The organism is Pyramidobacter sp. CG50-2 (genome assembly GCF_003612005.1).
In the GTDB taxonomy this organism is placed as follows: domain Bacteria; phylum Synergistota; class Synergistia; order Synergistales; family Dethiosulfovibrionaceae; genus Pyramidobacter.
In genome coordinates, this window is the sequence record NZ_RAWT01000015.1 from 1 (window position 1) to 24,586 (window position 24,586).

The 24,586-nt window shown below is 65.4% G+C and carries 24 protein-coding genes and 1 riboswitch; of the genes, 17 read left to right on the forward strand and 7 right to left on the reverse strand.

Annotated elements, in window-relative coordinates:
* Window positions 1-343 precede the first annotated feature (343 nt).
* The 5 genes from D7D26_RS04595 to D7D26_RS04615 form a co-directional block, all read right to left on the reverse strand.
* Entirely contained in the window at window positions 344-1,753 is a 1,410-nt protein-coding gene (locus D7D26_RS04595) for a TolC family protein (protein ID WP_120372249.1), read from the reverse strand.
* 173 nt (window positions 1,754-1,926) lie between these two features.
* The gene (locus D7D26_RS04600) at window positions 1,927-2,187 is read right to left on the reverse strand and encodes a glutaredoxin family protein (RefSeq protein ID WP_078016292.1); all 261 of its coding nucleotides are present in this window, start codon (window positions 2,185-2,187) and stop codon (window positions 1,927-1,929) included.
* A 33-nt stretch (window positions 2,188-2,220) separates the two neighbouring features.
* Window positions 2,221-3,111 (reverse strand): M23 family metallopeptidase, encoded by an 891-nt coding sequence (locus D7D26_RS04605; protein WP_120372219.1) that lies wholly within the window; start codon window positions 3,109-3,111, stop codon window positions 2,221-2,223.
* A gap of 61 nt (window positions 3,112-3,172) precedes the next feature.
* Window positions 3,173-4,645, reverse strand: a complete 1,473-nt coding sequence (locus D7D26_RS04610) for an AMP-binding protein (protein WP_120372220.1) — start codon at window positions 4,643-4,645, stop codon at window positions 3,173-3,175.
* A 150-nt stretch (window positions 4,646-4,795) separates the two neighbouring features.
* Entirely contained in the window at window positions 4,796-5,206 is a 411-nt protein-coding gene (locus D7D26_RS04615; protein WP_120372221.1) for a GNAT family N-acetyltransferase, read from the reverse strand.
* Window positions 5,207-5,439: 233 nt separating this feature from the next.
* Window positions 5,440-5,617: riboswitch (cobalamin riboswitch) on the forward strand.
* Between the two features lie 121 nt (window positions 5,618-5,738).
* Here D7D26_RS04615 and D7D26_RS04620 point away from each other — a divergent pair.
* From D7D26_RS04620 to D7D26_RS04700, 17 genes are all read left to right on the forward strand, one after another.
* Entirely contained in the window at window positions 5,739-6,647 is a 909-nt protein-coding gene (locus D7D26_RS04620; protein ID WP_233543461.1) for a sirohydrochlorin cobaltochelatase, read from the forward strand.
* Window positions 6,648-6,649: 2 nt separating this feature from the next.
* A complete protein-coding gene (locus D7D26_RS04625) occupies window positions 6,650-7,666 on the forward strand; it encodes a FecCD family ABC transporter permease (protein ID WP_120372222.1) in 1,017 nt (338 codons plus the stop codon).
* A 23-nt stretch (window positions 7,667-7,689) separates the two neighbouring features.
* A complete protein-coding gene (locus tag D7D26_RS04630) occupies window positions 7,690-8,445 on the forward strand; it encodes an ABC transporter ATP-binding protein (RefSeq protein WP_233543462.1) in 756 nt (251 codons plus the stop codon).
* Complete coding sequence (locus D7D26_RS04635) at window positions 8,421-9,272, forward strand: ABC transporter substrate-binding protein (RefSeq protein WP_120372224.1); 852 nt, start codon at window positions 8,421-8,423, stop codon at window positions 9,270-9,272. The genes D7D26_RS04630 and D7D26_RS04635 overlap by 25 nt, the downstream gene beginning before the upstream one ends.
* A 4-nt stretch (window positions 9,273-9,276) precedes the next feature.
* Entirely contained in the window at window positions 9,277-9,966 is a 690-nt protein-coding gene (locus D7D26_RS04640) for a precorrin-2 C(20)-methyltransferase (protein ID WP_120372225.1), read from the forward strand.
* Window positions 9,957-10,862, forward strand: coding sequence for a hypothetical protein (locus D7D26_RS04645; RefSeq protein WP_233543463.1), 906 nt, complete (start codon window positions 9,957-9,959; stop codon window positions 10,860-10,862). The genes D7D26_RS04640 and D7D26_RS04645 overlap by 10 nt, the downstream gene beginning before the upstream one ends.
* Before the next feature lie 23 nt (window positions 10,863-10,885).
* Window positions 10,886-11,506: a precorrin-8X methylmutase gene (locus D7D26_RS04650; RefSeq protein WP_233543464.1), complete on the forward strand. Its 621-nt coding sequence runs from the start codon at window positions 10,886-10,888 to the stop codon at window positions 11,504-11,506.
* On the forward strand, window positions 11,490-12,590 hold the full coding sequence (gene cbiD, locus D7D26_RS04655) for a cobalt-precorrin-5B (C(1))-methyltransferase CbiD (protein ID WP_120372227.1): 1,101 nt from the start codon (window positions 11,490-11,492) through the stop codon (window positions 12,588-12,590). The genes D7D26_RS04650 and cbiD overlap by 17 nt, the downstream gene beginning before the upstream one ends.
* Window positions 12,580-13,809 carry a precorrin-6y C5,15-methyltransferase (decarboxylating) subunit CbiE gene (gene cbiE / locus D7D26_RS04660; RefSeq protein WP_120372228.1) on the forward strand — a complete coding sequence of 410 codons (1,230 nt, stop codon included), beginning with the start codon at window positions 12,580-12,582 and terminating at the stop codon, window positions 13,807-13,809. Before cbiD ends, cbiE begins: the two co-directional genes overlap by 11 nt.
* A 1-nt stretch (window position 13,810) precedes the next feature.
* Window positions 13,811-14,566, forward strand: a complete 756-nt coding sequence (cobM, locus tag D7D26_RS04665; RefSeq protein ID WP_120372229.1) for a precorrin-4 C(11)-methyltransferase — start codon at window positions 13,811-13,813, stop codon at window positions 14,564-14,566.
* Complete coding sequence (locus D7D26_RS04670; RefSeq protein ID WP_120372230.1) at window positions 14,563-15,564, forward strand: cobalt-precorrin 5A hydrolase; 1,002 nt, start codon at window positions 14,563-14,565, stop codon at window positions 15,562-15,564. The genes cobM and D7D26_RS04670 overlap by 4 nt, the downstream gene beginning before the upstream one ends.
* Window positions 15,561-16,283: a precorrin-3B C(17)-methyltransferase gene (gene cobJ / locus D7D26_RS04675; protein WP_120372231.1), complete on the forward strand. Its 723-nt coding sequence runs from the start codon at window positions 15,561-15,563 to the stop codon at window positions 16,281-16,283. The genes D7D26_RS04670 and cobJ overlap by 4 nt, the downstream gene beginning before the upstream one ends.
* A complete protein-coding gene (gene cobK / locus D7D26_RS04680; RefSeq protein WP_120372232.1) occupies window positions 16,280-17,503 on the forward strand; it encodes a precorrin-6A reductase in 1,224 nt (407 codons plus the stop codon). Before cobJ ends, cobK begins: the two co-directional genes overlap by 4 nt.
* Window positions 17,500-18,390 (forward strand): hydroxymethylbilane synthase, encoded by an 891-nt coding sequence (hemC, locus tag D7D26_RS04685; protein ID WP_120372233.1) that lies wholly within the window; start codon window positions 17,500-17,502, stop codon window positions 18,388-18,390. The genes cobK and hemC overlap by 4 nt, the downstream gene beginning before the upstream one ends.
* 4 nt (window positions 18,391-18,394) lie before the next feature.
* Window positions 18,395-19,846, forward strand: coding sequence for a uroporphyrinogen-III C-methyltransferase (gene cobA, locus D7D26_RS04690; RefSeq protein ID WP_120372234.1), 1,452 nt, complete (start codon window positions 18,395-18,397; stop codon window positions 19,844-19,846).
* Window positions 19,843-20,823, forward strand: coding sequence for a porphobilinogen synthase (hemB, locus tag D7D26_RS04695; protein WP_120372235.1), 981 nt, complete (start codon window positions 19,843-19,845; stop codon window positions 20,821-20,823). The genes cobA and hemB overlap by 4 nt, the downstream gene beginning before the upstream one ends.
* A 206-nt stretch (window positions 20,824-21,029) precedes the next feature.
* Window positions 21,030-22,409 (forward strand): cobyrinate a,c-diamide synthase, encoded by a 1,380-nt coding sequence (locus D7D26_RS04700; RefSeq protein ID WP_120372236.1) that lies wholly within the window; start codon window positions 21,030-21,032, stop codon window positions 22,407-22,409.
* 68 nt (window positions 22,410-22,477) lie between these two features.
* On the opposite strand, the gene D7D26_RS04705 is transcribed toward D7D26_RS04700, so the two are convergent.
* Window positions 22,478-23,350 (reverse strand): MurR/RpiR family transcriptional regulator, encoded by an 873-nt coding sequence (locus D7D26_RS04705; protein ID WP_078016273.1) that lies wholly within the window; start codon window positions 23,348-23,350, stop codon window positions 22,478-22,480.
* 201 nt (window positions 23,351-23,551) lie between these two features.
* Complete coding sequence (locus tag D7D26_RS04710) at window positions 23,552-24,553, reverse strand: PDZ domain-containing protein (RefSeq protein ID WP_120372237.1); 1,002 nt, start codon at window positions 24,551-24,553, stop codon at window positions 23,552-23,554.
* Between the last annotated feature and the right edge of the window lie 33 nt (window positions 24,554-24,586).

A 24,586-nucleotide genomic window follows, 5' to 3' on the forward strand; every position in this document is an offset into this window, starting at 1 on the left:
TTTCAGTTGAGGGTCACTTTTGTATGCTCTTTTTTCGGACAATTTCCTCGTAACAGCTTTTCATCCCCTTGAATTTGCTCCGTTAGCGCAATCTTGATCGTTATTATGTGTTCGTAATGACTGCTTGCTGCTTTTGTCCTGTCAAAGTAAATGCAACCCCGTCGCATTTACTTTGACGAGGTTGCATTTACTCTGAAAATTTACCCGCGGCGTGCGGCTCGGGAGAACAACCTCCATCCTGTGTCGTCCCTTCGACGAGCCTTCGGCGGGCGAAAAAGCGCGAAAAGAGCGCGGCGAAACGGCTGCTTGTTCGATGAAAACGACCACTCCGCCGCCCCGCTTTTCAATTTTTCGCGCCGTTCCGTCCTGCCGCCGCGGGCGGAACGCCATCGGGCAGCTTGAACCGTTCCGAAAGGCCGAGCGCGTAGTCGAGATCGGCGCGGCTGCTGTTCATGTCGTAGACGGCGTCGACGAGCTGAGTGCGGGCGTTGGTCAGGGCGGTGCGGGCGTCGAGCACGTCGAGGTTGGTGCCGACGCTGGACTTGTAGCGCAACAGGGCCATGCGGTAATCTTCCTGCGCGCTGGCGACCTGGCGCGAAGCCACGTCGACGCGCTGGCGCGCCGATTCGAAGTTCAGCTGCGCCGACGAGACCTCCAGCGCGACTTGCCGTTTCACGTCCTCGATCTGGGCGAGCAGTTCCTGCGCCCGCGCTCTGTACTCCTTGACCTGGGCGCGGGCCTTGCCGCCGTCGTAGAAATCCCATCGCAGGCTGAGCGACAGCTTCCACGTGTCCAGATCGTCGGGCCAGAAATTGCGCCCTTGAGCGAATGCTTCGCCGCCGGCGACGATCTTCGGCCCGTTGGAAGCCCGGGCGGCCGCCGCGACGGCCAGCGCGGCGCGGCGCGAGAAATCGAGCGCCTTCAGCTCGGGACGCAGGGCGTAAAGGCTGGCCTCGTCCCAGCGGGGCGCGTCTTTCGGCGCCGCGTTCCGGTCCGGCTCCGGCAGGTCGAATTTCGAGCGCAGCTCGGTGCCGACGGCGCGTTCGAGCGCGCGCCAGCGCACGTCCACGGCGTTTTTGGCGGAGATCACGTTCAGCTCGCCGTTGGAGACGTCGACTTCCACGCGCAGCACTTCGTCCTGAGCGACGACGCCGTACTTGAAAAAGTTCCTGACCTGCGACAGATGTTCTTTGGAAAGCGCGAGCACCTCTTCGGCCACGGCCAGCTTGGCGCGGGCGCGCTGCAGGTTGTAATAGGAAACGAGCACGGCGTTCTCCACGGCCTGGCCGGTGCGGACTTCGCGGGTCTGAATGCCGCGGAAGGCCATTGTGCGCGCGGCGATCGTGTTCTCGACGGCGCCGCTGCTGAAAAGCAGCCATTGCACGCCGAGCGCGGCCTGATAGGCTTCTTCGAAGGAATTGAGGGCGTAACCACTAAAAATTTGTCCGGTCTTCGAATCGACGGTCACGGCGGGAATTTTTCCTTCTTCTCCCTGCCACGCCCCGGCGAGCGCGGCGTACAGCTTGGGCAGTTTGTCGGCGCGGGCCTGGGCGAGCTGCTGCCGGGCCTGTTCGATGCGGGCCTCGGCGGCCGCCAGCGAGGGATTGTTCGCGCAGGCCAGTTCAAGGGCCGTCTCCGTCGTCAGCACGGGACGTTCGGGGCGTTTTGAGGCGCGGCCGTCCTTCGCCGCGGCGGGGACGGCTAGCACAGCGGCCGCCAGAAGAGCGGCGATCGTTTCCTTGTACACGGGCATCAGCCTCCTGATCGGTCGGGCTTTTTCGCGCCCGACGAAAGATGCGTTGCCGCCATTATACATAAATTTGCGGGAATCAAGAAGCCGCAGCGGCAATTTTGTTCAGTTCCTGTAACCTGTTCGAAACGAAAACGCCCCGCCGTGAGGCGGGGCGTTCGCGTGCGATTTTCTCGCTATGCCAGGGCGGCCTTGAAGACTTTTTCCACGTCGGCCTTCTCGGCGTGCCCTTCGTGAACTTTCTCGCCGTCCACGAAAAACGTGGGCACATAATAGTAATCGTACTTCGCGGCGACGTCGGGCTGTTTCTTCTCGTCGACCATCTCGAACGGAACGGCGGCGTACTCGGGGTGTTCGGCCTTCAGCTCGTCGAGGCACTTGCGGGCCAGCTTGCAGTGAGGGCAGCTTTCGAACATGAACATGGTGATTTTTTTCATCGTGGTTCCTCCTTGGATAAATAAAATCGAAGCCTAAAATTCGTACAGCACTTCCACGCCTTTGGGCAATCTTTGTGGTTCGAGCAGCGGCAGAGGATCGAGCGCCGCGCCGCCGCTGAAAAGGCTGAGGTGGAGGTGCGGTCCGGTGACGCGCCCCGTCGCGCCGGAAAGGGCGATCGCGTCACCGGCTTTCACTTTCTGGCCGGCTTTGACGAGGTTCTTCGACAGATGGAAATAGGCGGACAGCACGCCGCTGCCGTGATCCACGTAGACGGCGCCGCCGGAAAAATAATGGGCCCCTTCGAGCACGACCGTGCCGTCGGCGATCGCTCTGACCGGCGTACCGACGGCGGCGCGCAGGTCGAGGCCGCCATGGCCGCTGCGGGGCACGCCGTTGTAGACGCGGAAGCCGCCGAAATACGCGGTGGGGATCCCCGGCACGGGGGGCACGTAACGGCGCGGCAGCACGCCGCCTTTGCTGCGCGTCGCCAGCGCTTTCCGCACGAGCTGGCGCTCTTCGGCGATGCGTTTCAACTTCGACTGAGGCGGAGTGACCATCTTCGGCGCGACTGTGAGCACCTGTTTGGGGTAACGGTAGCCGGTCACTTTGATTTTTCGTTCGGCCCGGATCCGGCCTTTGGCGCCGCAGTCGAACTCTACCTGCACGGGCAGCGTCGAACCGGCCAGTTTCGCGTCGTTGGGCGCGCCGAGGATCGTGCGCACGGCGTTGCGGCGCGGCGCGAGGACAAACTTTTGCCCGCGCCACGTCACCGTGACGTCGCCGATCGCTTCGTTGGCGCGCAGCTCCAGAAAAAAAGGCTGACCGATCGGCGCCTCTTCCGGCACCGTCAGCCGCATGCGCGCGGCAAACGCCGCCGGCATGAATGCGAACGTCAGCAGCAGCGCCAGGACAAATTTCTTCACTTCTTCTCTCACCTCTGAAAAAATTCGCCCGGGCGGCGAAACATTTTGGATCGGACAGACGTCACTCAAGCTCTCTCAGCTTGCGGCGCAGGATCTTGCCCGAAGGCGATACGGGCAGGCTCTCGACGAAATCGACCTTGCGCGGGATCTTGTAGTTGGCGAGTTTGCCCTTGCAGTATTCGATGATGTCGCGGTCGGTGACCGAAGCGCCTTCCTTGAGCACGACGAAAGCGCGCGGGATCTCGCCGTTGACGAGGTGGTGCATGGCCACGACGGCCGCCTGGGCGATCGACGGATGGACGTTGAGGATGCGTTCCACTTCCTGGGGATAGACGTTGAAACCGCCGACGATGATGATGTCGGTGAGGCGGTCGAGCACGGTGATATAGCCGTCTGCGTCGTATTTGACGACGTCGCCGGTGTCGTACCAGCCGTCGGGGGCGAGGCGCTCGGCGGTGACTTCGGGCGCTTCGTAGTAGCCGTGGAACACGGACTTGCCGCGCAGTTTGAGCACGCCGGGCGTTTCAGGCGGCAGCGCGTTGCCTTGCTGATCGCAGACTTTCCACTCGTAGCCGGGCAGGACGGGACCGATGGTGCCGAGCTTGCGCGTCTTTTCGTCGTTGTTGAAGGTGACGACGGGCGAGCACTCGGTCGTGCCGTAGCCTTCGAGAATGGGATGGCCGAACAGCTCCATGCTGGCCTGGTCGAGCATCGTATTGAGCCGGTCGCCGCCGGTAATGACGGCGCGGACCGAGTTGATCTCGATGGGATTGTGTGCGGCCGAACGCTTCAGGAACTCAAGCATGGCGGGCACGAGGAACAGCACGGTACAGCCGGCGTCGCGGATCGCCTCGAGCGTTTTCAGCGGCGGCATGAACGCGGGCACGGCGGCGACTTTCGCGCCGGCGTATTGGGGCAGCAGCATGGAGAGCGTCAGGCCGAAGGAGTGGAAGTTCGGCAGCGCCCAGATGATCGTGTCGCTCGGATAAATCGGGAAATGTTTGCAGATCGAGCGCACGTTGTCGACGAAATTTTCGTGGCTCAGCGGCACGGCCTTGGGCAGGCCGGTCGTGCCCGAAGTCGTGAAGAACACGGCCCAGTCGGGCGTCGTCGTTTTGCGTTCCACGCCGCGGAATTTGTCAAGCGTGCCGGTCGTCGGCTCGATCTCCACGACGGGGTAGCGCAGCACGCCCGCTGCGGCTTTGGCGTCGCCGCGCGCGACCGCGATCGCGAACGGCTGCACGAGGTCGATGGTGGGCAGCAGATTGTCGGTGCCGGCGCGCATGTTCAGCGGGACCAGCGTGCCTTTCAGGGTCCAGACGGCAAGAGTCAACGTCAGCAGCGCCGGGCAGTTGGGCAGCAGCGTCATGAGCCGCTGCCCTTCTTTGAAACCGGCCGCCGTCAGCGCTTCACGTTCCGCGGCGACGGCGTCCAGCAGCGCCTGCCCCTTCAGCCACTCCCCGTCCCACCAAAACACATCCGCGGCGGCGCGTTTTCTCAAACTCTCCAGCAGGAGATCTTCAAGACGTTCCATTTGTTTCCTCCTCAGATAAAGCGGCGGCAGAATCTCCGCGCCGGCCGGCTCATTTCTCAGCTTGGCGCGCCCTGGCAAGGACGCATTTCAAGAATTCTACACGATTCTCCTTTTCAAGGCAAACGGATGCTTTTATGTCTTCAGTCCGGCTCAGCACTGATACTTCATGGGCACGAACTGGGGCATTTCGCTGAAGCCGAGCTTCTCGTAAAAGGCTTGAGTGCCCGGAGCGCCGACCAGACCGATCCAGTCGATCCCGACGGCGCGGAGTTCCTTCACAAGCCGGGAAACGATCTTCTTCCCCCAGCCCTGACCGCGGTAATCGGTGCGCACCACGATGTCCTGAATGTAAGCGTCGCTGACGCCGTCGGCAAGGGCGCGTCCCATGCCGACCAGCTCGTCGCCGTCGAACAGCGCCACGAACCGGAAGGAATTGGCCACCATCGCGGGGATGACGTCTTCGCTCCAGCCCTCTTCCCACCAGCCGGCATCCATGTAAAGATCGACGACCGCCTCGGGGCGGAGCGATGTAACCACTTCAAGGCGCAGTGAATTTTCCAATTAAGAAGCACCTCCATGAGAAATGTAACGCGATATTTTCTTCAATCACCGGTTATATGGTAATTTTTCGCCGCCAAATTGGCAAGCGCCGATTGCAGAATTTTGTCGCCGCGTCCGCCCCCAAAAATTCGGCGGCGCGTTTCTTCGGCACGGAGCCGGGGCTTCGTCATTTTCCGCCGCGCAAAAAACGTTTTCATCTTCGTTATGTTTCATTGAAGCGGCTGCGACTCCGTGTTATAATGACGGCAATCGAACATGGAACTCCGTTTAAAGAGGAAGCCGGTGGAAATCCGGCGCGGCCCCGCCGCTGTAACTCGGACAAATCCGAAGCACGTCACTGATCGCGTTATTGGGAAGACTCGGACGAGGATGAAGAGAAGCCAGAATATTCTTTAAAGGGAGCTTGCAAAGGGGGAATGTTTGCGTGGGCGAACTCCTGTGCGGCTGACCAGTGACAGCCGCGGCGGAAGGACACGACGCAGGGTCGTGTCTTTTTTTGTCTCCCGAGGCCCGAGCTTCGGAAAAAAATTTCATGAAAGGTCGTCTGATGAATATGTCCTTTAAGTCCATGATTCTCGCCGTCACCCTCGCGGCCGTCGCTTTCTCCGGGATCGCCTGCGCCAAGGAAGCCAAAAAGGAAGAGAAACAGGCCATCCTGATCACCTCTTTCGGCACCTCCATGCCCAGCGCCCGCAAAGCGATCGACAATCTGGTCGTCGCCGCCAAAAAGGCGTTCCCCGGCGCCGAGGTGCGCTTGGCCTTTACCTCCAACATCATCCGCCGCAAGCTGGCCCGCGAAGGCAAGAAGAACGTTCCCCCCACGCCCGTCATGGCTTTGGCGCAGCTGAACGACGAAGGGTTCGCTACGGTCGGCGTGATGCCGACGCACATCATCCCCGGCGCCGAATACGACGAGATCAAGAATGTTGTCGAAGCCTGGGGCGAACTGAAAGGCAAATACGGCATCAAGGATCTGCGCCTCGGCAAGACGTTCCTGTCCAGCGTCGAAGGCTGCGACGAGATGGCCGCGATCCTCGTGAAGAGATTCGAAAAACTCGCCGGCAAGGACACCGCCGTCGTGCTGATGGGACACGGCACGCCGCACCATATCGCCAACGCCATGTACAGCCAGCTTCAGGTCGCCCTAAACAAAGTCGCTGACGGCCGTTTCTTCATCGGCACCGTCGAGAACACGCCGCTGATCGAAGACGTCGTCGCCGCGCTGAAGAAAGCCGGCTACAAGAAGACGCTCGTCTCGCCGCTGATGATCGTGGCCGGCGACCACGCCAACAACGACATGGCCGACAAAGACGATCCGGAGTCCTGGTACAGCATCCTCAAGAAGGAAGGCTTCGCCGTCGAGACTTACATCAAGGGCCTTGGCGAGGACAAGAACGTTACCGCCGCCTTCGTGGAACACCTGAAGGAAATGATGAAGTAAACATGCCTCCGTCGCCTGTCGGAAATCTCGAGCGCTGGCGTTCGCAACTTCGTGCGCGATACTTCCGCCTCGGAGCGGCGCTCGGCGTTCTGCTCTTTCTGACGGCGCTGTGGCGAATCACGCAGGGAGAGTGGAATATTCCACTCTCCCGCGTCTTTGAACTGCTCTCGCCGTTTCTTCCCGCCGCCGAGAGCGAGACCGCCGAGGCGCTGGTGATCCGCGCCGTCCGCCTGCCGCGGTTCTTCGCGGCGGCGGGAGCCGGGGGGCTGCTCGCCGTCTCGGGCGTCGTCCTGCAGGGGCTTTTGGCCAATCCGTTGGCCGAACCTTACACGCTGGGCATCGCCGCGGGCGCGGCGTTCGGCGGCGCGGTGGGATTTTTCTTCGACCGCTTGGCGGTGACGCCGACGGCGTTCGCCGGCGCGCTCGGTTCGCTGGCGCTGGTCAATCTGATCGCGCGCAAAAACGGCGGCAGCGGCGCGTATCTGGTGCTGGCGGGCATCATCGCCAACGCCGTGCTCTCGGCGGGGGTGACGCTTCTCAAGGCCGTCGCCGACGACAAGCTGGGAGCGATCGTGCTCTGGCTGATGGGCAGTTTTTCCGGCGCTTCGCCCGCGGCGGCGCGTCTGGTCTGGCTGGGCGCGGCGATCACGCTGGTCCCGGCCTGGCTTTACGGGCGACGGCTCGACGCCGTCTCGCTCGGCGAAGGGCAGGGGGAAATGCTCGGCGTCGACGAGAGAAAACTGCGGCGGCGTCTGCTCTGCGCCGCGTCGCTGGGCACGGCCATGAGCGTGAGCAGTTTCGGCATCATCGGTTTCGTGGGGCTGGTGGCGCCGCATGTCCTGCGGCTCCTCATCGGGCCCTCGCACCGGCCGCTGCTGGTCTTCAGCTTCCTCGCCGGCGCTCTGCTGACGGCGCTGGCGGACGGAGCGGCCCAGCGTCTCGGGGAACTGCCCGTCGGCGTGATCACGGCGCTGATCGGCGGCCCTTTTTTCTGCTGGATTCTGGTGAAAAGAAAATGACCGCGCCGTCTCTTTCGTATTGTTTGCGCGATCTCAGCGCCGGCTACGGGGACCGCGAAGTCCTCAGAGGCGTTTCCGGCTCGGTCGAACCGGGGTTGGTGACGGCTCTGATCGGCCCCAACGGCAGCGGCAAAAGCACGCTGCTCAAAACGCTGGGCGGTTTTTTGCCCTATCGGGGCAGCCTCGCGCTCGGCGGGCGCGAGATCCGGCGCTGTCCTCGCCGCGAGCTCGGCCGCCTGCTCGGCGTCGTCGCCCAGCAGGCGGTCATGAAAGCGGCTTTCAGCGTCTACGACGTGATCGGTTTCGGCCGTCTGCCGTACCAGCGTCTGCTGGCTCGGCGCTCGCCCGCGGACGACCGTGCCATTCAGGCGGCAGCCGAGCGTCTGGAAATCGCGCCGCTGCTCTTCCGCCCCGTCACCGAACTGTCGGGCGGCGAGCGGCAGCGCGTGCTCCTCGCCATGGTACTGGCCCAGGATCCGCCCGTCTTTTTGCTCGACGAACCGACTTCGGCCATGGATCCCCGCCAGGCCCAGCATGCCTTCCGCCTCATGCGCGGGCTTGCCGCCGGCGGGAAAACCGTGATCGTCGTCGCCCACGACATCAACGCCGCGCTGTCCTGCGCCGACCGTTATCTCGCTCTCCGCGGCGGCGAACTGATCGCCGCCGGGCGCGCGGATCGCATCGACGGCGGCGTGCTGGAAAAACTTTACGACACGCCGTTCGTCCCCTACATTTCGCCCGAAGGTGATAAAGCATGGCATCCTTCAAAAAAACGCTGACCATTTTTCTGATGGCGTTCGTTTGGGCCGCGCCGGCGACGGCTTACGAGCGCATCGTTTCGCTCTATTCGGGGCACACCGACAACATTATCGCCCTGGGCGGCGAGGGAAGGTTGATCGCGCTGTCGAAAAACGACGAACCATCGCGCCTCACCGATCTGCCGCGCTTCGCCCTCAACGTCGGCGCCGAGGCGCTGCTGGCGCTCAAGCCGGATCTCGTGCTGACGCGCACGCTGGTGGAAAAGCAAAATCCCGAACTGCGCGGCGTGCTCGAACGCGCCGGAGTTCCCGTCATGCGCTTCGATCCGCCCTCGTGGGATTCTTTCACCGCCTACCTGCGGGCGCTGGCGCCGCTGATCGGCGTCGATCCGCAGGCGGCGGAAGCCCAGTTCGCGCAAGCCTGCGATGAAATCCGGCAGGCAGCGGCGGCCCGACGAGGCGGCCGCCCCGCGCCGTCGGTCTTCGTCGAAGCTACGGCCAAGGAACTGCACACCTGTTCCCCCGATTCGTGGGCGGCGCATCTGATCGAACTGGCCGGAGGCGTAAACGCCGCCGCGGAAGCCGAACCGATCCGCCGCGGCAGCGCCGTCGCTCCCTGGGGAGTAGAGCGCGTCATGAAGCTGCTCGCCGGAGGGCTGGACGTCTACCTCGTCCAGCACGGGCCGATGAACCGCGCCTCGCTCGACGAGGTCAAAGCCCGCCCGTGGGCGGCGGCGCTCGCTTCCGTCAAGCTCGCGCAGATCCCCGAGTACTGGCTGAGCCGTCCCTCGCTGCTTGGGCTCAAAACGGGCGGGGCGGAATTGATCCGCATTTTTTACGGAGAGTGATCCCATGAAATTTATCGTTGCCGGCGTCGGTCCCGGCGATCCCGATTTCGTCACCGCCGGCGCGCTGAAACTGATCAAGCGGGCCGACCTGGTGCTCAGCCCCCATTCTCATGCGGAGCGGGCCAGCGTGGCCGAACAGGCCGTACGACCGCATCTGCCCGATCTGAAAACGACGCCGGTGTTGTTTCCGATGACCGGCGACGCGACATCCCGCGACGCGGCGCTGAAAGCGCAGCTGGAAGAGCTGCGCCCTCTCTGGCAAAACGCCGAGACGGTCGTGCTGCCCGTGATCGGCGACTCTACGCTCTACGCCACGGGTTTCTACCTTTACGAGCTGTGGAAGCAGATCGTCCCCGAACTGGAACTCGAGCTGACGCCCGGCATCTCGGCGCACTGCCTGGCCGCGGCGAAGTCCGGCTCGTTCCTCGCCATGGGGAGCGAGATCCTCGCCATCGTCCCCGCCACGGCGTCGCGCGAACGGATCGCCGCCGCGCTGAAAGCGGCCGACGCCGCCGCGGTCTACAAGCCCTGCGCGCTGCGCGGACAGCTCCGCTCGACGGTGGAAGAAGCCGGCCCGTGGAACAAGATTCTGCGCATCGACCGCGCCGGTCTGCCCGACCAGAAGATCTTCTCGGGCGGCGCGGCGCTGGAACCGGCCGAGGAATACCTTTCGATCCTGCTGCTGTGGCGCTGACCATGGACTGGGCGCGTCTGCTCCGCGGCGAACTGCGGCTGACGATCGATATTCTCGCCGGTTTTCTGATCGGCGCGCTGATCGTCCGCACGGGGCTGGCGGACAAAGCGCTGCGGCGTGCCCTGCCGCGGCTGAAACGATGGGGCATCGGCGCTACGCTCGGCGCGGCGCTGACCGTCAGCATCGGCTCGTCGAAAGCCGGCGCCGCCGTGGTAGCTTCGGCGCTGGACAGCGGGCGCATTTCGCCGCGCACGGCCAAATGGGGCACGCTGCTGCTGGCTTTTCCGGCCTACGCGCGCCGCTGGGTCGCGACGATGGTTTTGTCGTGCAGTCTGGCCGGCTGGGCGGGCGCGTTCTTCGCGCTGACGCTGCTGTTGCGCTCGGCGGCGAAATTCGCGCTCGAGCTTTTCATTCTCAACCGCGGCGAACACGACGACCGACCTCTGGAAGAAACGGCGGCGGGCGGCGAGACGGCGCGGAGATTCGGCTTCAAGCTGCTGAAAACGCTGCCGCTGGCGTGGTTCTTCTACGCGCTCGCCGTGCTCGTCGTGCCATGGGCGGAAAAATATCTACAGCTCTGGCTGCGCGACAGCGTCTTTTTTCCTCTGCCAGCTATGGCGGTGGCGGCGGCGTCTTTCGCCCACGTTTCCGCGGCGCTGGCGCTGGCCGGGGGCAGTCTGGCCGCGGGCGAGCTGTCGACCGCGCAGGCGGTTTTCGCGCTGCTTTTCGGCAACAGCCTGAGCCTGATCACGCGGCTCGTGCGCACCAACGCCGGCTATTACTTCGGCTTTTTCCCGCGCGCCGTCGCCCAGTCCATGCTGCTGTGGAACGTCGCCGCGTCGGCCGCGCTCAGCCTGCTGACGCTGGCGCTGGCGGCGCTGCCGCTGTGTCTGTGAAACGAAATTTTGCCTTAGAAGAGGTGAACGCTGTGAGACCGGAAGAGATCGAACAGGCGAGCATGAGAACGATCGCCGCCGAAATGGAACCGTGGCAAGGACCGGAGGAGAACCTGCCCGTGGTCATGCGCGTCATCCATACGACCGCCGATTTCGAGTTCCAGAAGAACCTGCGCTTCACGCCGGACGTGGTCGGGCGCGCCCGCGAAGCGCTCCGCGCCGGGACGACCATTGTCACCGATACGATGATGGCCGCCGCCGGCGTCAACAAAAAAGCCTGCCAGACGCTGGGCGTGCAGGTCGTCTGCCGCATGTCGGACGCCGCCGTCCGCGAAGAAGCCGCGTCGCGCGGCGTCACCCGTGCCGTGGTGAGCATGGAGGCGGCCGTGCGCGAGACGCCGCAGGCCATCTTCGCCATCGGCAACGCGCCGACGGCGCTGACCCGCCTCTGCGAGCTGATCGACGCGGGCGAGGCCCGTCCGGCGCTGGTCGTCGGCGTGCCCGTCGGTTTCGTCAACGTGATCGAGTCCAAGGAACGCCTGGCGCGCACCGCCGTGCCCTCGATCGCCGCCATGGGACGCAAGGGCGGCTCCGCCGTCGCCTCGGCGGTCCTCAACGCGCTGCTCTATGGAATTACACGATAGCCGCGGCCTGCGCGAAGGTTTCACCACCGGCAGCTGCGCCGCCGCGGCCGCGCAGGCTTCGGCGCTGCGCCTGACGACGGGGCGGTGCCCCGCGCAGGTGCGCATCGTCACGCCCGCCGGCAAGGAACTCACGCTCGACATCGTCGAGTACGTCTTTCCGGCCTGCGGCGTCGTCAAGGATGCCGGCGACGACCCCGACGCCACCGACGGCATGACGGTGATCTCGTCGGTGGAACTGGGCGACGGCGACGGCCCCGTCTCCTTCAGGGCCGGCCCGGGCGTGGGCACAGTGACGCTGCCGGGGCTGAAAATCCCCGTCGGCGAAGCGGCCGTCAATCCCGTGCCGCGCCAAATGATCGAAGAGGCGCTGCGCGCCGTCATCGGCCCGCGCCGCGCCTGCGTCACCGTCTCCATCCCCGGCGGCGAAGAAAAGGCCGCGCACACGTTCAACCCCCGTCTCGGCATCACCGGCGGTTTGTCGGTGCTGGGCACCACAGGCATCGTCAAGCCGTACAACGTCGAGTCGGTCTACGCTTCGTTCTCGCTGGAACTGAGTACGTTCGCTTCGTCGGGGCTGAAGTGCGTCGGCCTGTGCTTCGGCAACAGCGGCGAAAAGGCCATGCGGCACGTATGGAACATCGGCGGGCGCGTCATCATGCACACGGGCAACTACATCGGCTTCGTGCTCGACGAGGCGCTGCGGCTCAAGTTCGAACGCGCGCTGATCTGCGGCCACCCCGGTAAGCTGCTCAAGGTTGCCGCGGGAACGTTCGACACCTACAACCGCACCGGCGACGGCCGCCGCGAAGCCCTCTGCACGCAGGCCGCTCTGGCCGGAGCGGGACGCGAGATCGTCAGGAAACTTTACGAGAGCACTACGACCGAGGTCGCCATGCAGATCGTCCGCGAAGAAAAGCTCGACTTCCTTTGGACGACGCTGGCCGAGGTGACGGCAAAGCGCTGCCGCGAGCGGATGTTCGGCGACCTCGCCGTGGAAGCCGCTTTTATCGACAATCAGGGCCGACTGCTGGGCGCGAGCGCCGGCGCGGCGGCCTTCGCGGAGGAACTCGCCCATGCGCAATAAACTTTTCGTCGTCGGCGTCGGCCCGGGCGGCGCCGATCAACTGACATCCACCGCGCGCGAAACGATCCGGCGCGCCGGGTGTGTGGTCGCCGCGCCGCGCCATCGCGCGCTGGCGGGCGGCCATCCCAACGTCATCGCCCTCGGCAAATTCGAGGAGACGTTTGCCGCCGTCGATGCCGCGCTCGACCGAAATTCCGTGGCCGTGCTCGTCTCCGGCGACGCGGGCGTGTTCAGTTTACTGCCGCTGCTCAAAAAACGCTTCCCCGGCGACGACCTCGAAGTGATCCCCGGCGTCAGTTCGCTGCAAAGCCTGTGCGCCGCCGCACGCGAAACGTGGATCGACGCCGTTGTCCTCTCCGGGCACGGGCGCGATCTCGGCGAGGCGAAGGTCCTCGACGCCACCGACCAGAACAGAAAGACGATCTTCTTCTGCGGGCCGCAGTGGAACCCGCGCCGCCTCTGCCGCCTGCTTGCTGACTGGGACATGCACCACCTGCGTCTCACCGTCGGCGAGCGGCTCAGCTACGGCGACCAGCGCCTCAGCCGCGGTTCTCCCGCGGAACTGGCGGCGCGGGAATACGACGACCTGTCGTTGGTTCTGATCGAAAATCCTTCGCCGTGGAGCGCGCCGCAGGCGCGCCCGCGAGACGACGATTTTCTCCGCGCGGACGTGCCGATGACGCGCGAGACCGTGCGCTCGGCGATCCTCGACGAGCTGCGTCTGCGCCGCGATTCGACGCTCTGGGATCTGGGCGCGGGTACCGGCTCGGTGACGGTCGCGGCGGCGCTGTTCTGCGCAGACGGTCGGGTCTGCGCCGTGGAGAAAAATCCCGCAGCCGCGGCGCTGATCGCCCGCAACGTCAAAAAGTTCCACCGGCACAACGTCGCGCTGTACGAGGGCGACAACGCCGCCGTGCTGCCGTCGCTGCCGCGCCCCACGCACGTCTTCGTCGGCGGCAGCGGCCCGGAACTGCCGGAGCTGCTGCGCGCCGTCGCCGCGCTCGGCGAAGGGATCCGCGTCGTCGTCTCGGCGGTAGCCTTCAAAACCTACGCGGCCGCGGCCGAGAACCTCGCCGGAGCCGGCTTCCATGATTTCGACGCCGTACAGGTGGCCGTCGGCCGCGCCAAAAAGATCGGCGGCACGCTCATTATGGCCGCGCAGAACCCCGTCACCATCTTTTCGGCGTTCACCGCCGGCATACAGAAAGAAGGACGATAACATGATCCACTTTGTCGGCGCCGGCCCCGGCGCGCCCGACCTGATCACGCTGCGCGGCGCGAAACTGCTGGCGCGGGCGGGCATGGTGATCTACGCCGGTTCGCTGGTCAATCCCGAACTGCTGAACGGCACGCCCGCAGGCTGCGAGATCTACAACAGCGCTTCGATGACGCTGGACGAGGTGATAGAGAAAATGGCCGACGCCGACCGCCGCGGCCTTGAAGTGGTACGGCTGCACACCGGCGACCCGTCGATCTACGGCGCGATCCGCGAGCAGATCGACCGGCTCAAAGCGTTGGGCGTCGCCTACGACATCACGCCCGGCGTCAGTTCGTTCTGCGCCGCCGCGGCCGCCGTGGAGGCGGAATACACGTTGCCGTCCGTCAGCCAGACGCTGATCATCACGCGCATGGAGGGGCGCACGCCGGTACCTCCCGGCGAGAAGCTGGCGTCGCTGGCCTCTCACGGCGCTTCGATGGCGCTGTTCCTTTCCTCCGGTCTGCTGGAAGAGACCTGCGCGGCGCTGATGCGGGGCGGTTACGCGCCCGACACGCCCGCGGCCGTGGTCTACAAGGCGTCGTGGCCCGAACAGAAGGTGCTGCGCGGCGACGTTTCGACCATCGCGGCCATGGCGGCGGAAGCGGGCGTCCGCCGCACGGCGCTGATCCTCGTGGGTGGATTCCTCGGCGAGGACTACGAGCTGTCGAGGCTCTACGACGCCTCGTTCTCGCACGGCTTCCGCAAGGCCAGCCGATGACGTACCTTCACGCCGTCGCCTTCACGCGCGACGGGACGGAACTGGCCCGGCTGATCGCCGCCCGTCTCGGCGGGCGGGCCTGGGCCCCGCCCCGCTACGCCGGCGGAGACGTCTCGCCTCTGACGGGCTCGATCGCCGTCTGGACGCGCGAACGTTTTTCCTCCAGCGACGCGCTGGTATTCGTCTCGGCCTGCGGCATTGCTGTGCGCGCCGTCGCTCCGTGCCTGAAGGACAAGACGCGCGACCCCGCGGTCGTCTGTCTCGACGATCGGGGACGGAACGTGATCTCGCTGCTTTCGGGGCATCTCGGCGGCGCCAACGAGCTGGCGCGCCGCGTCGCGGCGCTGACGGGCGGCCGTCCGATAATCACCACGGCGACCGACGTCCATAAGGTCGAAGCCGTGGACGTATGGGCGAAAGAACACGACTGCGCCGTCGAAAACATCGGCGCGGTCAAGAGCGTTTCCGCGGCCGCGCTCGACGGCGAAAAAATCGGCGTCGCCGTCACCGAAATGGAACAGCCCGCGCCCTGGCCGGTGACGCTGTGGCTGCGGCCGCGCAACCTCGCGCTCGGCGTCGGCTGCAAGCGCGGTACGACGAGCGCGGCTCTGCGCGCGGCGCTGGACGATTTTTTAAGCGGCGCGGGAGTCTCGAAATTGTCGCTTTGCGCGTTGGCTTCCATCGACCTGAAAAAGGACGAACCCTGCTTGGCGGATTTGGCGCGCGAGCTGGGCGTTCCCTTTCTCACGTTCCCGGCCGCGGAACTCGCCGCCGTGCCGGGGCAGTTCTCTCATTCGCAAAAAGTCCTCGACGTCACGGGCGTGGGCAACGTCTGCGAACGGGCGGCCGTTCTGGCTTCGGGGCTCGGCCCCCTGCTGCGCGGCAAAGCGCGCTATCCCGGCGTCACTTTCGCGCTGGCGCGGCGAAAATTTTTCGATCACACGGAAAAGGCGGACCCATCCATGAAGAACGTTTCTGATACGGAGGCGCAAGCATGATCTACGTCGTCGGCCTCGGCCCCGGAGGCGAAGACCAGCTGACGCCGCGCGCGCTCGCGGCGCTGGAACAATGCGACGTCATCGTCGGCTACAAAACGTACGTCGACCTGATCGCGCCCCGTTTCGAGGGACGCAAGGAACTGGTCGTCTCGCCCATGAAGGGCGAAGTGCAGCGCTGCGAGGACGCGCTGCGCCGTTCGCTGGCGGGGAACACGGTAGGCGTCGTTTCCAGCGGCGACCCCGGCGTTTATGGCATGGCGGGCATCATGCTCGAAGTGGCGGCGGGACGCGACGAGGTGACCGTCGTGCCCGGCGTCACGGCGGCCTGCGCCGCCGCGGCCGTGCTCGGCGCGCCGCTGACGCATGACTTCGCCGTCGTCAGCCTCAGCGACCTGCTCACGCCGTGGAAGCTGATCGCGCGCCGCCTCGAAGCGGCCGCGGCCGGCGATTTCGTGATCTGCCTTTACAACCCCATGAGCCGCGGGCGTCCCGACAATCTGCGTCTGGCCTGCGAAACGCTGCTGAAGACGAAAAGCGCCGACACGGCGGCCGGATGGGTGCGCAGCGCCGGGCGCGACGGCGAAGAGGCGCATCTGACCACGCTGGGGGCACTCGCCGACGAGAAGCTCGACATGTTCTGCACGGCCATCGTCGGCAGCAGCGCCACGAAATTCCTCGACGGCCGCCTCGTCACGCCGCGCGGCTATCAGCGGCCATGAACGGGCGGCTGCTGGTCTTCGGCGGCACGACCGAGGCGCGCGAACTGCTGCGCCGCGGCGTGCCGGCCGTTTGCTGCGTGGCCACCGCTTACGGCGCCAAGCTGCTTGAAGGGCTCGAAAACGTGCGCGTGCTCACGGGCCGTCTCGACGAAACGGCCATGGAAGATCTGTTCCGCGCCGAGAAGGTCACCCACGTGATCGACGCCACGCACCCTTACGCGCTGGAAGTGACGAAGAACGTGCGCCGCGCCTGCGAACGCACGGGCGTGAAGCTGCTGCGCGTGGCGCGCGCCAGAACGCCGCTGTTCGGCGACGTGACCGCGGTCGCCACGCCGGAAGAGGCGGCGGCGCTGCTGGACGGCGGCGGCGAGAAAGTCCTGCTCACGGTGGGCAGCAAAGAGCTGCCGGCCTTCGCGGGCGTAAGCCGCGCAAAGGAGCGTCTTTTCGCCCGCGTGCTGCCCACGTCGGACGTGATCGCCCAATGCGAGGCGCTGGGCTACGACGCCGGGCACCTGATCGCCATGCAGGGACCGTTCAGCGCCGCCATGAACGAGCAAATGCTCGCGGCCACCGGCGCGACGGTGATCGTCACCAAGGACGGCGGCGCGTCCGGCGGCATGGAGGAAAAGCTGCGCGCGGCGCAGAACCGCGGCGCGCGCGTCATTCTTATCGGCCGCGGCGACGAAGAAGGGGCGACTGTCGACGAAGCGATGCTGTGGCTGCGGCGCGAGATGAAACTCGAATGTCCGCCGCTGTTTCCGATGCTGCTGCCACTCGAGGGCAAGAAAGCCCTGCTGATCGGCGGCGGCCCCGTCGCCCTGCGGCGCGCGCAAACGCTGAAAAGCTGCGGCGCCGACGTGCGCGCCGTCGCCGTCGTGTTCTGCGAGGGATGGGACGGTTTCGACACCGCCGCGCGCGAATGGCGCGAGAGCGACCTCGACGGCGCGGTCCTGGCCGTGGCCGCCACCGACAATCGCGAACAGAACCGCCTGATCGCCGCCGCGGCGAAAAAACGCGGCGTCCCCGTCAGCATCGCCGACAACGCCGCCGAGGGCACTTTTTACTTTCCCGCGCTGATTCATTGCGGCGCGGCCGCCGTATCGGCGTCGAGCGGCGGACTCGATCCGGCTCTGACGCGCCGCCTGGCCGACCGCCTCAGAGAGATCTGGCCCGGGATCGTCGCCGAAGAACTCCATAGGAAAGAAGAAAACCGCCGATGAAAATCCTTCGTTTTGGCAGCCGCAAGAGCGATCTGGCGCTGGCGCAGACGCACCTTGTCATGGATGCCGTCGGGCGCGCCCATCCCGAATACCGTCTCGAACTCGTGCCCATCGCCACCAGCGGCGACGTGAACATGAAACCGTTCTCGGAAGCGTCGGATGCGTTCGGCATCAAGGGACTTTTCACGCGGGAACTGGAAGAGGCCCTGCTCGCCGGCCGCATCGACGTGGCCGTCCACAGCCTCAAGGACCTGCCCGCCGCCGTGAACGAACGGCTGCCGCTGCTCGCCTGCTTCCGCCGCGGCGATCCCCGCGACGCGCTCGTGCTGCCCGACGGAATCTCGGCCATGAACGGCGCTGTGATCGGCTGCTCGTCGGCACGACGCCGCCTGCAGGCGCTCGATCTGTTTACCGGCGCCGAGGTGCGTCCGGTGCGCGGCAACGTCGGCACGCGCCTGCGCAAGCTCGACGAAGGCCAGTTCTCGGCGCTGATCCTCGCGGCCGCGGGACTGGCGCGCCTCGGCTTGAACGCGCGCGTCAGCCGTTACTTTTCGATCGACGAGATCGTCCCCGCGCCGGGACAGGGAATCCTCGCCTGTCAGGGACGCGCCGGCGACAAAAACGAAGACTGGCTCGACGCCGTTTTCGACCCTGACGCGACGGACTGCGCCCGCGCCGAACGAGTCTTCTCGGCGGCGCTCGGCGGCGGCTGCGCGTCGCCCGTCGGCGCGTGCGCGCAGCTTCGCGGCGGCGAGATGAAGCTGACGGGCTTTTTCGCCGACGAAAATCGCGGCCTGAAACTTCGCGCGTCGTTGACGGGACGCCGCGAAGAAGCGCAGCGGCTCGGCGAAATGCTGGCCGAAAAAATTCTCGGAAAGATGAGGTGATCTCATGTCCGTCGGCAAAGTCTGGCTCGTCGGCGCCGGTCCGGGCGATCCCGGGCTGCTCACCTGCCGCGGCCGCGAAGTTCTGGAGCGCGCCGAAGTCGTGATCTTCGACCGCCTCGTCGGCGACGGCGTGCTGGCGCTCATGCCCCGCACCGCGCGCTGTATCGACGTGGGCAAGGAGGGCGGCCGCCACCCCGTGCCGCAGCGCGAGATCGAGGCTCTGATCGTGCGCGAAGCGCTGAATGGACATAACGTCGTGCGCCTCAAAGGCGGCGATCCGTTTTTGTTCGGCCGCGGCGGCGAGGAGATCGAAGCGCTGCTGGCGCACGACATCCCCTACGAGGTCGTGCCCGGCGTCGCTTCGGCGATCGCCGCGCCGGAGTGCGCCGGCATCCCCGTCACGCACCGCGGCCTCGCCAACTCGCTGCACATCGTCACCGCCCACACCAAGGAGGGCGGCATCGCCGCGCAGGATTACGACGCGCTGGCGCGGCTGAACGGCACGCTCGTGTTTCTGATGGGCGCGGCCGCTATTGCGGAGATCTGTTCGCAGCTGCTGGCGCGCGGTTTCGCCGCCGACACGCCGACGGCGGCCGTCGAATCGGGCACGACCGCCCGCCAGCGCGCGCTCGTCGGGACTCTGGGCGATTTCGAACGCAAAGCCCGCGACTTCGGGCTGCGCGCGCCGGCCGTCATCCTTGTCGGCCCCGCAGCCGCTCTGGCGTCGCGGTTCGCCTGGCGGCAGAAACTGCCGCTGTGGGGCAAAAAAGTGCTCGTCACGCGCCCGGCCAACCGTCAGGGACGGTTGTCGCGGATGCTCCGCGACCTCGGCGCCGAAGTGGTGGAATTTCCCTGCATCGCCGCCGCGCCGCTGGAGACGAAACTGCCGCCGCTGGACGGCTACGACTGGGTCGGTTTCACCAGCGCCACCGGCGCGGAATGCTTCTTCGCGCGTCTGGCCGCGGAAGGGCGCGACGTGCGCGAACTGGGGGCGGCCAAAATCGCCGCCATCGGCCCCGCCACAGCCGCGGCGCTGCGCGAGCGCGGGCTCCGTCCCGATCTGGTCCCCGCCGTTTACGACGGCGTCCATCTGGCCGAAGAACTGGCCGGCCGAGGCGGCTCCGCGCTGCTGTTCCGCGCGCTCGACGGCTCGCCCGAGCTGACCGAGACGCTGCGCGCCCGCGGCGTCGTTTTCAGCGAAGTGCCCCTCTACCGAACCGAAACGCTTGCGGCTCCGTTTCAGCCCGTAAATGTCGACGCCGTGTTGTTCACCAGCGCCTCCACCGTGCGCGGCTTCAAAAAAGCCTGCCCCGAACTGGAAGCGCCGCTGGCCTGCTGCATCGGCGCGCAGACCGCGCGCGAAGCCGAACGGCTGGGGCTGAAAAACATCCGCGTCGCCGCCCGCGCGACGCTGGAAGACCTTATCAATACTTTGAAAGAAGATGGCAGATCATGATCGTCAGACCGAGAAGACTGCGCCAAACCCCGGCGCTCCGCAACCTCGTCGCGGAAACGCGCCTCAGCGCCGATATGTTCATCTACCCCGTGTTCATCCGCGAAGGCCGCGGCATCGTCGAAGACATCCCCTCGCTGCCCGGGCAGAAACGTTACAGCCCCGACACCTTCCCGCTCGTCCTCGAAGAGATGGCGCGCTGCGGTGTCAAAGCCGTGCTGCTCTTCGGCCTGCCCGAGCGCAAGGACGAGACCGGTACCGGCGCGTGGGACGAGAACGGCGTCATCCAGCAGGCGCTGCGCGTCGGCAAAAAAGCTTTTCCCGAGATCACTTTCATCGGCGACGTGTGCATGTGCGAATATACCTCGCACGGCCACTGCGGCATCCTTCACGGCGAAAAGGTGGACAACGACGAGACGCTCGAGTACCTGACGCGCATCGCCGTTTCCCAGGCCGCGGCGGGGGCCGACGTCGTCGCTCCCTCCGACATGATGGACGGCCACGTCGCCGCCCTGCGCGCCGGACTGGACGCCGCCGGCATGAAGGACAAGATCATCTTCTCTTACGCCGTCAAATACGCCTCGGCGTTCTACGGCCCCTTCCGCGACGCCGCCGGCTCCGCGCCGGCCTTCGGCGACCGCCGGGGCTACCAGATGGATCCGCGCAACGCGCGCGAGGGACTCAAGGAAGCAGAACTCGACATCGAAGAAGGCGCCGACATGATCATGGTCAAACCCGGCCTGCTCTACCTGGACGTGCTGCGCGCCGTCAAAGAGATCAGCCCCGTGCCCGTCGGTTCCTACTGCGTCAGCGGCGAGTACGCCATGATCAAGGCCGCGGCCGCCAAAGGCTGGCTCGACGAACCGCGCGCCGTCGCCGAAGCGGCGTACAGCCTGGCGCGCGCCGGAGCTGACGTGATCGTCACCTACTCGGCCCTCGACCTGGCCCGCTGGCTCAAAGAAGGGCGCGTTACCTTCTAGGAACGTCGGAAGTTTTTGAACGACATCCGCCGCGGAGAAGCGGCGACGCGGAGATTGAAATGGGAAAGGTACTTTCCCCTCATGTCTTTCTTCTGCTTTTCTTCGAGCCTTTGTGCCTCCGTGGGAGATCTTGTTTTACGGTGCGTTTGCTATAGCGACAGCATAGGCCGGAGCGGGAGCGCTTCGGCGAAAGGAAGTGAACGACCATGAGCGCGCTGAAAAAGTTCTCCCGTCTCGTCATCGCCGCCACTCAGAGCGGCTGCGGCAAAACAACGCTCACCTGCAGCATCCTCGCTGCCCTGAAAAAGCGCGGCCTGGCCGTGCAGGCCTGCAAGATCGGCCCCGATTACATCGACCCCGGCTATCTGGCCCAGGCCAGCGGACGCCCCGCGCACAATCTCGACACCTGGCTGATGGACGAGGCGGCGATGGAGCGCCTGTTCGCGGAAAACTCTTCGCAAGCCGATCTCGCCGTCGTCGAAGGAGTGATGGGGCTGTACGACGGCGGGCGCGGCGGCGTCAGCAGCACCGCGGAGATCGCCAAAAAGCTACGCGCCCCCGTGGCGCTGGTGATCGACTGCAAGTCGATGGGCGACAGCGCCGCGGCGTTGGCGCTGGGATTTCGCGAATACGACCGCGGCGTAGACTTTTGCGGCGTGATCCTCAACCGTCTCGGCTCGGACGCGCACCGCGACATGATCGCGGCAGCCATGGACCGCCTCGGTATCCCCGTGCTGGGCGCTCTGAAACGCGACGAACGGTTCGCCGTCTCGGAACGGCACCTCGGCCTGCTGCCCGCGGAAGAAAGCGGGGAACATGACTTCGACGCGCTGGTCGAGTGCGTGGAACGTTCCGTCGATCTCGAGACGCTGCTGAGGATCGCCGCGGAAGCGCCGGCGCTGGAATTTTCTCCCCGTCCCGTCCCGCCCGCGGCGGATCGCCGGGCCGTGATCGGCGTGGCGCGCGACAAGGCCTTTTCGTTCTATTATCCGGAAAGCCTCGCCGAACTGGAGCACGCCGGCGCGCGGCTCGTCTTCTTCAGCCCGCTCGACGACAAGGAGCCTCCCGACGCGGACGGCCTGATCTTCGGCGGCGGCTTCCCGGAGATGTTCGCCGCACGTCTCGCCGCCAACGACGCGATGAAAAGCGGACTTGCCGCGGCGGCCCGCGCCGGCATGCCCATCTACGCCGAATGCGGCGGCTACATGTACCTGACGCGCTCGCTGACCGATTTCGAAGGGCGCGCATTCGCCATGGCCGGCCTGATCCCCGCCGCGTGCCGCATGAACCCCAAGCTGCAGACCGTCGGTTACGTCGAGGCCACAGCTCTGCGCGACACCGTACTCTGTCCCGCCGGAACCGTCGTGCGCGGCCACGAGTTCCATTTTTCCTCGGTGCAGCCCGACGAGGGGACGGAAGCGAGCGCCGCCTGGCGTTTCGTCAAAAAGCGTACCGGCGCGGCGTATGCCGCCGGTTACGCGAGCGCGAACGTGCTGGCCTCGTATCTCCACCTGCACTTCGCCGGCAGCCCGCAGCTCGCCCGCAATTTTGTGGACGCCTGTGAACGCTTCGCCCGCTCCCGATAAAAAATCCAGCCTGAACGGCTGTTCCGATCGGAAAAGCCGTTCAGGCTGGATTTTTTATTCAAAAAGAATCAATACCGCAGCGAGTAGACAGGATGGTACAGGCGCTCGTCGCGGAGGATCTTGCTCTGCTCGGCCAGCGCGTTCATCGCGTCGTCGCCCATGTCGATGGAGAGACGCGAGGTGAGGATGTGGATCAAAAACAACGGTCCGATCAGGCTGCTGCCGAAGGTGGGGCTGTTGTCGCTGACGAAGAACGACAGGTCGGCGTCGCTGCAGATCGGCGCGGCGGGACTGTCGGTGATGGTGACGATTTTGGCGCCGTTGCGCCGGCCCCGCTGCAGCGCCTCGGTGAGCAGCACCGAATAGCTGGGCAGGTCGAAGGCGATGATCAGGTCGCTTTTGCGGACGCTGCGGGCCTGCTCGATCAGCGTCAGGCAGCCGGAACCGGGGTACATCTGATGGGCGCGCAGCCCCAACTCGCGCAGGCGGCTGTGCAGGCATTCGGCCATCATGCCGGAGATGCTCCAGCCGGCGCAGTAAATGCCCTCGGCCGATTTGACGAGTTCGCAGAACGCGCGCACGTCTTCGACGCGCAGGCGGTTCCACGTGTCTTCGAGATTGGCGTGTTCCATCTGGCGGATGCGCTCCGACAGATCGCCCTCTTCGCTCATGGCGCGGGCCAGCATCGCCGCGGGATTAACCTGTTCGAGCACCGATTCCTTGAGCGCGCTCTTGAGGTCGGCGTAGCCGGTGAAGCCGAGGATGCGCGCCACGCGCACGAGCTGCGCCTTGGAGACGTTCAGCTGCTCGGCCACGTCGCCGATGGAGACGAAGGCCGCCTCGCGCATGTGAGTGAGAAGGTATTCGACGACGCGGCGCGCCTTGGAGGGCATCGAGTCCAGATTGCTGCGCAGAAGTTCCTGCAATTTATTCGCTTCCAATGGATAACACCTCTTTCATCGCTAATAAACAAAAGTACATTAATATTTTACAAAAAGCGACGCCGCCCGTCAACGGCAAAAATCCGCCGATCGATCAGATGGAGATCGTCCTTTCCCGGCCAAGCGTCGCAATCGCCCCAGACGCCGCGAAAAAGGGGAGCGCCGAAAAAATTCCGGCGTTCCCCTTTTTCGCTCGATGGATCAGCCAAGGATGGCGGCCAACAGTTCAAGCACACGAAGCGCGGCGTTCAAAGCGGAGCTTTTCCCGGCCGCGCCGCCGTTTTCGGGCGACTTCTCCGGAGCGCCGGCGGGCTGTTCCGCCTTGGCTTTTTCCTGTTCAAGCCAGCGCTCGTAGACGGCTTTGATCTCGGCGGCATACTTTTTCGATCCGGCGACCGTGTAATATTCGCAGTCCGCCGCCGTGGTGTAGGTATATCCTTTCACGCCGGGGTTCATCGGCGCCAGCGCGATGATCGCGCCGCCGGCGTGGTCGCGCTCGCCGGGGACGGGACGGTAGACGATCATGACGAGATGGTCGTCTTCACGGGTCGATTTGACCTTTTCAGCGACTTTAGGATGCATTACTTCATGAGAAGCGTTCAGCAGGTCGAAAATCGTCCAATCCTTGCCCGCGAAGGTGATCAGGAAATCGCCCGGCTGCAGCCCCGCGCCGATCGCCTGCCCGCCGGGCGTCAGCTTGATGACGCGGGTCAGGCAGACGCCATCGGCGGGCGCTTCCTTTTGCCGTTTCAGATAATTCTCCAGCGGGATGGGGCGGAACGGCAGCGTGTTGGTGTCGGCGCTGCCGATCGTGGCGTTGTTGCCGGCGCGGTATTCGGTGCGGCCCCCGAGCGGCACGGCGTAGCCGATGACGCTGCTGTTCGCGCTCTTGTAAGTGTGGCGTCCGCCCAGCTCTTCCACGCGGGCGATAGGGACGTTGCGGGCGTCGCGATATTCCCAGTAGTTGCCCACTTTGCGCACGGTGCCGAGCGTGGCGTTGTTCGGCGCGGTGTAGGTCAGCACGCCGCCCATCGTCTTCGCGTAGCCGACGACTTTGCCGCCCACGCGGTATTCGACGCCGTTGCCGAACGTGCGCCCCGTGTACCTGACGCCGCCGACGGTGACGTCGATGTTATAGGCGAAACCCGCGGCGGCGGACGACGCCAGCGCGAAAGCGCAGAGGAACGGAAATATCTTTTTCATAAAATGGCCTCCTCAGTTTGATCTTTTTCCCAC

What these genes read in the sequence shown, in the direction of transcription:
- D7D26_RS04595 (WP_120372249.1), bottom strand. Translation starts at nt 1,753, where the DNA reads ATGCCCGTGTACAAGGAAACGATCGCCGCTCTTCTGGCGGCCGCTGTG.
- cobK (WP_120372232.1), top strand. Translation starts at nt 16,280, where the DNA reads ATGAACGGGCGGCTGCTGGTCTTCGGCGGCACGACCGAGGCGCGCGAA.
- cbiE (WP_120372228.1), top strand. Translation starts at nt 12,580, where the DNA reads ATGCGCAATAAACTTTTCGTCGTCGGCGTCGGCCCGGGCGGCGCCGAT.
- cobJ (WP_120372231.1), top strand. Translation starts at nt 15,561, where the DNA reads ATGATCTACGTCGTCGGCCTCGGCCCCGGAGGCGAAGACCAGCTGACG.
- cbiD (WP_120372227.1), top strand. Translation starts at nt 11,490, where the DNA reads ATGGAATTACACGATAGCCGCGGCCTGCGCGAAGGTTTCACCACCGGC.
- D7D26_RS04625 (WP_120372222.1), top strand. Translation starts at nt 6,650, where the DNA reads ATGCCTCCGTCGCCTGTCGGAAATCTCGAGCGCTGGCGTTCGCAACTT.
- D7D26_RS04610 (WP_120372220.1), bottom strand. Translation starts at nt 4,645, where the DNA reads ATGGAACGTCTTGAAGATCTCCTGCTGGAGAGTTTGAGAAAACGCGCC.
- D7D26_RS04640 (WP_120372225.1), top strand. Translation starts at nt 9,277, where the DNA reads ATGAAATTTATCGTTGCCGGCGTCGGTCCCGGCGATCCCGATTTCGTC.
- D7D26_RS04670 (WP_120372230.1), top strand. Translation starts at nt 14,563, where the DNA reads ATGACGTACCTTCACGCCGTCGCCTTCACGCGCGACGGGACGGAACTG.
- hemC (WP_120372233.1), top strand. Translation starts at nt 17,500, where the DNA reads ATGAAAATCCTTCGTTTTGGCAGCCGCAAGAGCGATCTGGCGCTGGCG.
- D7D26_RS04635 (WP_120372224.1), top strand. Translation starts at nt 8,421, where the DNA reads ATGGCATCCTTCAAAAAAACGCTGACCATTTTTCTGATGGCGTTCGTT.
- cobM (WP_120372229.1), top strand. Translation starts at nt 13,811, where the DNA reads ATGATCCACTTTGTCGGCGCCGGCCCCGGCGCGCCCGACCTGATCACG.
- D7D26_RS04700 (WP_120372236.1), top strand. Translation starts at nt 21,030, where the DNA reads ATGAGCGCGCTGAAAAAGTTCTCCCGTCTCGTCATCGCCGCCACTCAG.
- D7D26_RS04710 (WP_120372237.1), bottom strand. Translation starts at nt 24,553, where the DNA reads ATGAAAAAGATATTTCCGTTCCTCTGCGCTTTCGCGCTGGCGTCGTCC.
- D7D26_RS04600 (WP_078016292.1), bottom strand. Translation starts at nt 2,187, where the DNA reads ATGAAAAAAATCACCATGTTCATGTTCGAAAGCTGCCCTCACTGCAAG.
- cobA (WP_120372234.1), top strand. Translation starts at nt 18,395, where the DNA reads ATGTCCGTCGGCAAAGTCTGGCTCGTCGGCGCCGGTCCGGGCGATCCC.
- D7D26_RS04620 (WP_233543461.1), top strand. Translation starts at nt 5,739, where the DNA reads ATGAAAGGTCGTCTGATGAATATGTCCTTTAAGTCCATGATTCTCGCC.
- hemB (WP_120372235.1), top strand. Translation starts at nt 19,843, where the DNA reads ATGATCGTCAGACCGAGAAGACTGCGCCAAACCCCGGCGCTCCGCAAC.